This window comes from Xenophilus sp. (assembly GCF_044462705.1).
Taxonomy (GTDB): Bacteria; Pseudomonadota; Gammaproteobacteria; order Burkholderiales; family Burkholderiaceae_C; genus Xenophilus; species Xenophilus azovorans.
This window is the reverse complement of record NZ_JBIQNC010000166.1, coordinates 1-10,979: the sequence shown is the minus strand read 5'-3', so window position 1 is coordinate 10,979 and position 10,979 is coordinate 1. Positions and strand designations below refer to the sequence as shown.

General features: G+C 72.9%; 8 protein-coding genes. 2 read left to right on the top strand and 6 right to left on the bottom strand.

Translation table 11 applies throughout. From position 1 onward, the window contains the following. The 6 genes from ACIY1X_RS20130 to ACIY1X_RS20105 all read right to left on the bottom strand — a co-directional run. On the bottom strand, positions 1-1,463 hold a 1,463-nt coding region (locus ACIY1X_RS20130; protein ID WP_399683959.1), incomplete at its 3' end, for a DEAD/DEAH box helicase. Between the two features lie 240 nt (positions 1,464-1,703). Next, positions 1,704-2,270: a DUF488 family protein gene (locus ACIY1X_RS20125; RefSeq protein WP_399683956.1), complete on the bottom strand. Its 567-nt coding sequence runs from the start codon at positions 2,268-2,270 to the stop codon at positions 1,704-1,706. Continuing rightward, a complete protein-coding gene (locus tag ACIY1X_RS20120; RefSeq protein WP_399683953.1) occupies positions 2,267-2,476 on the bottom strand; it encodes a DUF2945 domain-containing protein in 210 nt (69 codons plus the stop codon). The genes ACIY1X_RS20125 and ACIY1X_RS20120 overlap by 4 nt, the downstream gene beginning before the upstream one ends. A 72-nt stretch (positions 2,477-2,548) precedes the next feature. Then, a complete protein-coding gene (queC, locus tag ACIY1X_RS20115) occupies positions 2,549-3,271 on the bottom strand; it encodes a 7-cyano-7-deazaguanine synthase QueC (protein WP_399683962.1) in 723 nt (240 codons plus the stop codon). A gap of 14 nt (positions 3,272-3,285) precedes the next feature. After that, the gene (locus ACIY1X_RS20110; protein ID WP_399683950.1) at positions 3,286-3,765 is read right to left on the bottom strand and encodes a DUF1854 domain-containing protein; all 480 of its coding nucleotides are present in this window, start codon (positions 3,763-3,765) and stop codon (positions 3,286-3,288) included. Then, positions 3,765-6,035, bottom strand: a complete 2,271-nt coding sequence (locus ACIY1X_RS20105; RefSeq protein WP_399683948.1) for an ABC transporter ATP-binding protein — start codon at positions 6,033-6,035, stop codon at positions 3,765-3,767. The genes ACIY1X_RS20110 and ACIY1X_RS20105 overlap by 1 nt, the downstream gene beginning before the upstream one ends. A gap of 162 nt (positions 6,036-6,197) precedes the next feature. Here ACIY1X_RS20105 and cphA (ACIY1X_RS20100) point away from each other — a divergent pair, with 162 nt between their 5' ends. Both cphA (ACIY1X_RS20100) and cphA (ACIY1X_RS20095) read left to right on the top strand, forming a co-directional pair. Continuing rightward, positions 6,198-8,450 carry a cyanophycin synthetase gene (gene cphA / locus ACIY1X_RS20100; protein ID WP_399683945.1) on the top strand — a complete coding sequence of 751 codons (2,253 nt, stop codon included), beginning with the start codon at positions 6,198-6,200 and terminating at the stop codon, positions 8,448-8,450. Positions 8,451-8,454: 4 nt separating this feature from the next. After that, positions 8,455-10,979, top strand: a 2,525-nt coding sequence (cphA, locus tag ACIY1X_RS20095) for a cyanophycin synthetase (RefSeq protein WP_399683942.1), incomplete at its 3' end; no start/stop codon positions are given.

The following is a 10,979-nucleotide window of genomic DNA, read 5'->3' as shown; positions in this document are numbered from 1 at the left end:
TGCGCGTCGCGCTGCGGCGGACGGCCGCCGCGGCCGCGCGGGCCGCCGTGCGCGCCGCGCGGCGCGCCGGCCACCGGCGCACGCCGGGTCGGCTCCATGCCGGGGATCACCTCGGCGTTGAAGGGCTGTCGCGTGAAAGCCTCGATGTCGAACACGCGGCGCTGGTCGCGGAACTCGGCGAAGGTGACGGCGATGCCGTCGCGCCCCGCCCGGCCGGTGCGGCCGATGCGGTGGGTGTAGTCCTCGGCCTTCATCGGCAGGCCGAAGTTGAAGACGTGGCTGATGGCGGGCACGTCGAGGCCGCGCGCGGCCACGTCGGTCGCCACCAGGATCTGCACCTGGCCGTTGCGCAGCGCCATCAGGCGCCGGTTGCGCAGGCCCTGACTCAGCGCGCCGTGCAGCGCCACGGCAGAGAAGCCGGCCTGCTGCAGGTCGTTGGCCAGGCCGTCGCATTCGACCTGCGTGCTGGCGAACACCACGGCCTGCTGGATCGAGGCGTCGCGCAGCCAGTGGTCGAGCAGCGCGCGCTTGTGGTCGAAGTGGTCGGCCCAGTGCAGCACCTGCTTGATGTTGGCGTGCTTCTGCTGCGGCGTGTCGATCTGCACCTTGCGCGGCTCGCGCATCACGCGCGCGGCCAGTTGCTGGATGCGCGGCGCGAAGGTGGCGCTGAACATCATGGTCTGCTGGCGCGCGATGGTGAGCTGGTTGATCTCGGCCAGGTCGTCGGCGAAGCCCAGGTCGAGCATGCGGTCGGCCTCGTCCACCACCAGGAACTGCACCTGGTCGAGCTTGATCTGCATCGAGCGCTGCAGGTCCAGCAGGCGCCCCGGCGTGGCGACCACCAGGTTGGCGTTCTGCAGGCGGGCGATCTGCATCTGGTAGGGCATGCCGCCCACCACGTTGGCGATGCGCAGGCCGCGGCAGTGGCGCACCAGCTCGATGGCGTCGTGCGCCACCTGCTGCGCCAGCTCGCGCGTGGGGCACAGCACCAGCGCGCCGGGCACGGCAGGCTTGAAGTGGCGCGCATGCGTGGGGTTGACGCGCTTGGCGCGCTTCGGCGGCGGCTCGCCGCGCTCGGCGGCCTCGGCCGCCAGGCGGGCATGCTCGGCCTGCGCCTGGGCGTGCGCCGCCTCCTGCTGCGCCAGCAGCGTGTGCAGCACGGGCAGCAGGAAGGCCGCCGTCTTGCCGCTGCCGGTCTGGCTGGAGACCATCAGGTCGATGAAGCGCGCGGCCTCGCCGGTGTCGGCGGTGCCCGACATGGCCAGCGGGATGGCCTGCTGCTGCACGGCCGTGGGCTCGGTGTAGCCCAGGTCGCGCACGGCGGCGACGAGTTGCGGCGCCAGGCCCAGTGCGGCGAAGGCGTGGGGTGCCTCCGGCGCCTGAGCGGCCGGGGCGGAAGGTTGTTCGATGGAGGCAGGCGCGGCCACGGCCACGCCCTGCGCGTCATGCAGGGTGTCGTTCACGAAAAAGAAGCTCGAAGGATGCAGCGGCGCGCCCGGGTTCGGGCGCGTGCGCTGGCGGTCAACAGAACATCAACCGTCCAACGCATGAGGGGCGGCCTGGGCCGCCTGGCTGTCAATACGCCGCGCTGAAGGTCCGAAGACCTGGCGGCAAGCCGATGTGCAAGAAGGGAGATGCGCGAAGCATGCGACGGGCTGGGCCCGAGGCAAGCCAGCGATTGTCGCACGGATGGGGGTTTTTACCTAATGGTTCGTGCAGGCGCCGCCATCCGGCCCCGGCGGCGCCGGATAGACGACCTCCCCGCCGGCCTGGACGAGCGCGCCCGGCGTGAGGCGCGCGGGCACCACCTGGCCCGGCCCCATGATGTGGAAGACCGCCTGCCGGTGCGCCAGCAGGTGGTCGGCGACGATGCGCCGGTGGCAGCGCCACCACACGGCTTCGGCGCACATGAGGGCGCAGCGCTGCCGCCGCCCCTCGTCGATCAGGTGCGCCAGCGCCTCCCGGAAGGGCGCCGAGAGCGCGTAGTCCGCGTAGTTGTGGAAGCTGCGGTTCTCCCACAGGCCGTTGACGTCCGCCGCCACCTCGCGGCTGCGCCCGCGCAGGCCGCCCAGCGCGGCCTCGTGCTCGTACGAGATGCCCTGCGCCGCCAGCGATGCGGACAGCGCCTGCGCATCGAACTGCGGATGGGTGCGCGATCCCGGCATCTTGCGGATGTCGACGACGCGCGACACCTCCGACGCGCGCAGCAGCGCCGTGAAGTCGTCGATGCGCCGGTCGGCGTGGCCGATGGTGAAGAAGGGCTGCGTCACGCCAGCCGCAGGACGCTGCCGCGGTGGGCGGCGATGTGGTCGGTCCTGTCGCTCCTGATCTCGTACTGCGGGTCGTCTTCCGAGGCCCGGTGCGTGTGGCCCTTGTAGTCGAAGTCCGCCGTGTGCACGGCGATGATGGTCCCCGAAACGCGGCCGGCCTCGGAGTTCCAGCTCACGTCGTCGCCGACCTTGAAGCGCCTGGTCATGTCGTCCCCTTCGCAGCGTGTGCGGTCGATGCTACTGTGGACGGTGCACGGGCGCAGGGGCCGGGAGGATGTTCATGGGCCTGGTGTGGCCGCGCCTGCGTCGCTGCCTGCATAGCGCCGCCACCCCGCCGCGCGCAGCTCGCAGGCCGGACAGGTGCCGCAGCCGTAGCCCCAGGGATGGCGCTGCGTGCGGTCGCCCAGGTAGCAGGTGTGCGTGGCTTCCGCGATGAGGTCGACCAGCGCGCGGCCGCCCAGCGACTCGGCCAGCCGCCAGGTCTCGGCCTTGTCGATCCACATCAGCGGCGTCTCGACCACGATGCGCCGGTCCAGCCCGAGCGACAGGGCGAGCTGCATCGCCTTCATGGTGTCGTCGCGGCAGTCGGGGTAGCCGGAGTAGTCGGTCTCGCACACGCCGGTGACGATCACGTCGAGGCCCCGGCGATAGGCCAGCGCCCCGGCGAGCGTGAGGAACAGCAGGTTGCGCCCGGGCACGAAGGTGTTGGGCAGGCCGCTTTGCGCCATCTCGAAGGCGATGTCCTCGGTGAGCGACGAACCGCCGAGCCGGGCCAGCACGTCGACCTCGAGCACATGGTCCTCGCCCAGCCGTTCGGCCCAGGCCGGGAAGGCCTCGCGCAGCCGCGCCAGCACCTGGAGGCGGGCGTCGAGTTCGACGCGGTGGCGCTGGCCGTAGTCGAAGCCCAGCGTCTCCACCCGCTCGTAGCGGGTCAGGGCCTGGGCCAGGCAGGTGGTGGAATCCTGGCCGCCGGAGAAAAGGACGAGGGCGTTGCGGTGCATGGTGGTCCTGCGGCTCACAAGAATCGTTCCAGCAGGCGCCGCGAATGCCGGTCCAGCGCCTTCGGGTCGGGCACGCGGAACTGCACGCCGTGCGCGCTGGCGATCAGCAGCGCCCCGCCCTCCAGCCGGCGGATGTCTTCCTCGGCCTTGAGCACGAAGCGGGTGTCGCCGCGGTCGGTGCGCACCTGCCAGGTGCTGGGCACGCCGAAGCTGGAGACGCTCTCCAGCCGCAGCAGCACGGGCGCGAAGTCGCGCGGCGCGAGGGCTTCCTCGATCAGCGCGCGGGTGGCGGGCGGCAGGGCGTCCATGCGCTCGATCCAGAAGCGCTCGCGGCCGTCGGCGCCGACCAGCGAGACGCCCTCGCCGGGCGCGCTGAGCGGGAAGGCGCGCACAGGGGTGACGGCTTCCGGCTCGCCGGCGGAACCCGCCAGCCGCAGGGCGCCGAAGGCGTCGCGTTCGAGCTGCGGCGAAGGCATGTCGTGATGGCTGTTCATCATGCGTCTCCCGCAGGATGCGCGGCATGGCTGCCGAGCGCGGCCGTCGCCGCCACGGCGGCGCGCTCGGAGGCGGCGCCCTCGCTCGGCTCCTCGTCGGCCTGGCGCTGCTGCGCCTGGTATAGCCGCCAGTAGGCGCCCTCGCGCGCCATCAGCTCGTCGTGCGGGCCCACTTCGACGATCTCGCCGCGGTCCATCACCACCAGGCGGTCGGCCTTGCGCAGCGTCGAGAGGCGGTGCGCGATGGCGATGGTGGTGCGGCCCTTGACCAGGTTGTCCAGCGCCTTCTGGATCTCCTTCTCGGTCTCGGTGTCCACCGCCGAGGTGGCTTCGTCGAGGATCAGGATGCGCGGGTCGATCAGCAGCGCGCGCGCGATGCTGATGCGCTGGCGCTCGCCGCCCGACAGGCCCTGCCCGCGCTCGCCCACCAGCGAGTCGTAGCCGTGCGGCAGGCGCAGGATGAAGTCGTGCGCGTGCGCGGCGCGGGCGGCAGCGACGATCTCCTCGCGCGTGGCGTCGGGCTTGCCGTAGGCGATGTTCTGCGCGATGGTGCCGAAGAAGAGGAAGGGCTCCTGCAGCACCAGCCCGACGTTGCGCCGGTAGTCGGCCACCGCGTAGCGGCGGATGTCGGTGCCGTCGACCAGGATCGCGCCCTCGCTCACGTCGTGGAAGCGGCAGATCAGGTTGACCAGCGTGCTCTTGCCCGAGCCGCTGTGGCCGGCCAGGCCGATCATCTCGCCGGGCTCGATCGCGAGGTTCAGGTCGTGGATCACCGCGCGCGAGCCGTAGCGGAAGCCCACGCCGCGCAGCTCGATGCGCCCGTCCAGGCGCTCCACGCGCACCGGGTCGGCGGGTTCCGGCACGTTGCTCACGTGGTCGAGGATGTCGAAGATGCGCTTGGCGCCCGCCGCCGCCTTCTGCGTGACGGAGACGATGCGGCTCATCGAGTCGAGCCGCGTGTAGAAGCGCCCGATGTAGGCGATGAAGGCGGTGAGCACGCCCACCGTGATGCTGCCGCGCGCCACCTGCCAGATGCCGAAGCCCCACACCACCAGCAGGCCGATCTCGGTCATCAGCGTCACCGTGGGCGTGAACAGGCTCCAGGTGCGGTTGAGCCGGTCGTTGGCCTGCAGGTTGTAGGCGTTGGCGGCGCGGAAGCGCCCGGCCTCGCGCCGCTCCTGCGCGAAGGCCTTCACCACGCGGATGCCGGGGATGGTGTCGGCCAGCACGTTGGTCACCTCGCCCCACACGCGGTCGATCTTCTCGAAGCCGGTGCGAAGCCGCTCGCGCACGACGTGGATCATCCAGGCGATGAAGGGCAGCGGCACCAACGTGACCACCGCCAGCAGCGGGTTGATCGACACCAGGATCACCGCCGTCATGGCGATCATGATCACGTCGGTGAGGAAGTCCAGCGCGTGCAGCGAGAGGAAGACGTTGATGCGGTCGGTCTCGGAGCCGATGCGCGCCATCAGGTCGCCGGTGCGCTTGCCGCCGAAGTAGTCCAGCGGCAGCGTCAGCAGGTGCTCGTAGGTGGTGGTGCGCAGGTCGGCGCCGATGCGCTCGGACACCAGCGCCAGCAGGTAAGTGCGCGCCCAGCCCAGGCCCCAGCCGACCAGCGCCGCCAGCAGCAGCCCGCCCAGGTACAGCGCCACGTAGCCCGGGTCGATCGCCTTGCCGTTCTGGAAGGGGATCAGCACCTCGTCCATCAGCGGGATGGTCAGGTACGGCGGCACCAGCGTGGCGGCGGTCGACAGCAGCGTCAGCACGAAGCCCCAGAGCAGTTGCCGGCGGTACGGCCGGGCGAAGCGGCCCAGGCGCAGCAGCACCCAGGTGGAGGGCGGCGACTGGAGTTCGGCGTCGGCGGCGGGCTCCTCGGCCGGCGCGGCCGGCGCCGCGCCGCCCGCGTGCCGCGCGTCGAACAGGCGCAGCAGCTTCAGGGCCTGCGCCTGGCCGGCCAGCGTGTGGCGCCAGCGGGCCAGCAGGCGGCTGCCGTCGACCAGCTCCAGCACGCCGACGCCGGCGTGGTCGGCCTGCCGCAGCGCCAGCCCGGGCGTGAGCGCCCACTCGCTCCAGCCGCCGGCCGTTTCGCGCGCCAGCAGCCGCCGCGAGGTCAGCACAAGCTGACCGGAAGCAAACCGAAGGTGTTCATCGAGGTCAACCGGCAGGACGGCGAGGACGTTCTCCGAAGCCAGCAGGCGGCTTTCGAGGTCCGGGACCGGAGAGGCCGCCGCTTCTGGCAAGGTTCGGGCAGGGGCGTGATGTTGCATCGTGTTCTGGAGTCCGGGCCTGAAGACGGGGACCCTTTTGCAGCGCCGGCCGGGCGCCGATTCTCACCGCACGCCATGGGCGCACCGCATCCCTCTCAGCTTTCCGCCGACGCCGCCACGGACAACCCCACGAACGGCACAGACCCGAACTCGAACGTTTCCATGCCCCGTTTCGACGACATCCGCCTGCTGCGCACCCGCTACCTGCGCGGCCCGAACATCTGGACCTACCGCCCGGTGCTGGAGGTCTGGCTGGACCTCGGCGCGCTGGAGGACTTCCCGTCGAACCAGGTGCCGGGTTTTCCCGAACGCCTGACGACCCTGCTGCCCGCGCTGATCGAGCACCACTGCGGCGTGGGCGAGCGCGGCGGCTTCATCCAGCGCCTGAACGAGGGCACCTGGGCCGGCCACGTGCTGGAGCACGTGGTGATCGAACTGCTCAACCTGGCCGGCATGCCCACCGGCTTCGGCCAGACGCGCAGCACCTCGCAGCACGGCGTGTACCGCATGGTGTTCCGCGCGCGCGACGAGCAGGTGGCGCGCACCGCGCTGGCCGAGGGCCATCGGCTGCTGATGGCCGCGCTCAACGCCGACCCGGCCGGCGCCGCCGACGTGCAGCGGGCGGTGGACGCCGTGCGCGCCAGCGTGGACGCCTGCTACCTCGGGCCCAGCACGGCCGCCATCGTCAGCGCGGCGGCCGACCGCGGCATCCCCGCCCTGCGCCTGAACGAGGGCAACCTGGTGCAACTGGGCTACGGCGCGCGCCAGCAGCGCATCTGGACGGCCGAGACCGACGACACCAGCGCCATCGGCGAATCCATCGCCAGCGACAAGGAGCTCACCAAGTCGCTGCTGGCGAGCTGCGGCGTGCCGGTGCCCGAGGGCCAGGTGGTCGCCAGCGCCGAAGAGGCCTGGGAGGCCGCCGAGGACATCGGCCTGCCGGTGGCGGTGAAGCCCTCCGACGCCAACCACGGCCGCGGCGTCTCGCTCGACCTGCGCACGCGCGAGGAGGTGATGGCCGCCTTTGCCGTGGCCGAGCCGGAAGGCAGCGACGTGATGGTCGAGCGCTTCGTCCCCGGCCAGGAGCACCGCCTGCTGGTGGTGGGCGGCCAGGTGGTGGCCGCCGCGCGCGGCGAGGTCATCAGCGTGACCGGCGACGGCCGCGCCAGCGTGCGCCAGCTCATCGACAGCCAGCTCAACAGCGACCCGCGCCGCGGCGCCGAGGAAGAGTTCCCGCTCGATGTGATCGTGCCCGACACCGATGCCAAGCTGCAGCTCGAACTGCAGCGCCAGGGCCTCGACGCCGACGCGGTGCCGGCCGAGGGCCGCGTCGTCATCATCCAGCGCAACGGCAACCTGGGCGTGGACTGCACCGACCAGGTCCACCCCGAGGTCGCCCACGCCGCCACGCTGGCGGCGCGCGTGGTGGGGCTGGACATCGCCGGCATCGACCTGGTGTGCGAGGACGTCGGCCGGCCGCTGCAGGGCCAGCGCGGCGCGATCGTCGAGGTCAACGCCGGCCCGGGCCTGCTGATGCACCTGAAGCCCGCCGTCGGCTCGCCGCGGCCGGTGGGCCGCGCGATCTGCGACCACCTGTTCCCCGAGGACGACGCCGAGCTGCCCGGCCGCATCCCCGTCGTCGGCGTGGCCGGCACGCAGGACACGCCGGTGCTCGCGCGCCTGGTGGCCTGGCTGCTGGGCCTGGCCGGGCGGCACGTGGGCCTGGCCTGCCGCGACGGCCTGTTCCTCGACCGGCGCCGCGTCGATGCGCGCGACAGCGCCACCTGGGAGGCCGGCCACCGCCTGCTGGTCAACCGCAAGGTCGATGCGGTCGTCATCGAGAACCGCGCCGAGACCATCCTGGACGACGGCCTGCCCTACGACCGCTGCGAGATCGGCATCGTCACCGACCTGGAGGGCTGGGAAGCCCTGGCCCGCCACGACGTGCGCGAGAGCGACCAGATGGTGCGCGTGCTGCGCACCCAGGTCGACGTGGTGCTGCCGCACGGCACCGCCGTGCTCAACGCCGCCGACGCGCGCGTGGCCGGGCTGGCGCCGCTGTGCGACGGCGCGGTGATCCTCTACGCCACCGACGCGCAGGCCGCCCCGCTGGCCGCGCACCGCGACGCCGGCGGCCGGGCCGTCATCGTGCGGCAGGACCGCGTGGTGCTCGCCAGCGGCGGCACCGAGTCCTTCCTGCCCGGGCTGGGGCGCCTGACCGCCTGGCGCGCCACACACGCCGGCGTGAGCCTGGACAGCCTGCTGGCGGCCGTGGCCGCTGCCTGGGCCGTGGGCATCCCGCTCAACCTCATCGGCGCCGGCATCGAGGCCTTCGAGGCCGACCTGCAGGCGGCCCTGGCCTCGCTGCAGTTGTCCCAGGACATCCCGGACGCCGCCTCTCCCCAGCTCGCCTGACCCCATGGACATCACCCGCATCCGCGCCCTGCGCGGCCCCAACCTGTGGAGCCGCCACACCTGCATCGAGGCCGTCGTCGCCTGCCGCGGCGAGGGCGAGAACGCCATCGGGCGGCTGCCCGGCTTCGAGGACCGCCTGCGCGCCCTCTTCCCCTGCATGGGCGAGCTGCACCCCGTCGCGCTCGGCCAGCCGCTGGCGCTGGCGCACGTGCTGGAGAACGTGGCCATCGCGCTGCAGGCGCAGGCCGGCTGCGCCGTCGTCTTCGGCCACACCACCCGCACCACCGAGGAAGGCGTCTACCAGGTGGCCGTGCAGTACACCGAGGAGGCGGTGGGCCGCCGCGCCGTGCAGCTGGCCGAACGGCTCATCGCCGCCGCGCTGGGCGGGCCCGGCGCGCCCGCCTTCGACGCCCAGGCCGCCATCGCCGAACTGCGCGAGCTGGACGAGGACGAGCGCCTGGGCCCGAGCACCGGCGCCATCGTCGAGGCGGCCGCGGCGCGCGGCATCCCGTACCGGCGCCTCACGCGCGGCAGCCTGGTGCAGTTCGGCTGGGGCGCGCGGCAGCGGCGCATCCAGGCGGCCGAGGTGGACGCCACCTCCGGCGTGGCCGAGGCCATCGCGCAGGACAAGGAGCTGACCAAGCAGCTGCTGCACGCCGCCGGCGTGCCGGTGCCGCTGGGCCGGCCGGTGAAGGACGTGGAGGACGGCTGGGCCGCCGCGCTGGCGATCGGCCTGCCCGTGGTCGCCAAGCCGCAGGACGGCAACCAGGGCAAGGGCGTCACCGTCAACATCCAGACGCGCGAGCAGTTCGATGCCGCCTACGCGGCCGCCGCGCGTTATGGCGAAGTGATGGTCGAGAAGTTCCTGCCCGGCTTCGACTTCCGCCTGCTGGTGGTGGGCGACCGGCTGGTGGCCGCCGCGCGGCGCGACCCGCCGCAGGTGGTGGGCGACGGCGTGCGCACCGTGCGCGCGCTGGTCGACGAACTCAACCTCGACCCGCGCCGCGGCGAGGGCCACGCCACCTCGCTCACCAAGATCCGCCTGGACGACATCGCCGTCGCGCGCCTGGAGGCGCAGGGCCTCTCGCCCGACAGCGTGCCCGCCCTCGGCCAGCGCGTGGTGCTGCGCAACAACGCCAACCTCTCCACCGGCGGCAGCGCCACCGACGTGACCGACACCGTGCACCCCGAGATCGCCGCCCGCGCGGTCGACGCCGCGCAGATGGTCGGCCTGCACATCTGCGGCGTCGACATGGTGTGCGAGAACGTGATCCGCCCGCTGGAGGAGCAGCACGGCGGCATCGTCGAGGTGAACGCCGCGCCCGGCCTGCGCATGCACATCAGCCCCTCGTACGGCCGCGGCCGGCCGGTGGGCGAGGCGATCGTCGGGCAGCTCTTCGACAGCGGCGACGACGGCCGCATCCCGGTGGTCGCCGTCACCGGCACCAACGGCAAGACCACCACCGCCCGCCTCGTCAACCACCTGCTGGCCTCCGGCGGCCTGGTGACGGGCATGACCAACACCGACGGCGTGTACGTGGGCGGCCGCCAGACCGACAGCGGCGACTGCAGCGGCCCCAGGAGCGCGCGCAACGTGCTGCTGCACCCCGACGTGCAGGCAGCGGTGTTCGAGGTGGCGCGCGGCGGCATCCTGCGCGAGGGCCTGGGCTTCGACCGCTGTTCGGTGGCCGTGGTCACCAACATCGGCAGCGGCGACCACCTGGGCCTGAACTACATCGACTCGGTGGAGGAGCTGGCGGTGCTCAAGCGCGTGGTCGTGCGCAACGTGGCGCCCGACGGGCACGCCGTGCTCAACGCCGCCGACCCCATCGTGGCCGCGATGGCGGCCGCCTGCCCCGGCAGCGTCACCTACTTCGCCGCCGACCGGCAGCACCCGGTGATGGCCACGCACCGCGCCCAGGGCCGGCGCACCGTGTACGTGGACGGCGACGCGGTGGTGGCCGCCGAGGGCGCCTGGCGCGAGCGCGTGCCGCTGGCCGGCGTGCCGATCACGCGCGGCGGCACCCTGCCCTTCCAGGTCGAGAACGTGATGGCCGCGGTGGCCGCCGCCTGGGCCGTGGGGCTGGACTGGGACACCATCCGCAGCGGCCTGGCCAGCTTCATGAACGACGCCGCCGGCGTGCCCGGCCGCTTCAACGTCATGGAATACCGCGGCGCCACCGTGATCGCCGACTACGGCCACAACACCGACGCCATGAAGGCGCTGGTGGCCGCGGTGGACACGCTGCCCGCGAAGCGGCGCTCGGTCGTCATCAGCGGCGCGGGCGACCGGCGCGACTGCGACATCCGCGACCAGACCGCCATCCTCGGCGCCGCCTTCGACGACGTGATCCTCTACCAGGACGCCGCCCAGCGCGGCCGCGCCGACGGCGAGGTGATCGCGCTGCTGCGCCAGGGCCTGGAAGGCGCCCGCCGGACCGCGCACGTCGAGGAGATCCGCGGCGAGTTCACCGCCATCGACGCCGCGCTGGCCCGGCTGCGCCCGGGCGACCTCTCGCTGATCCTGGT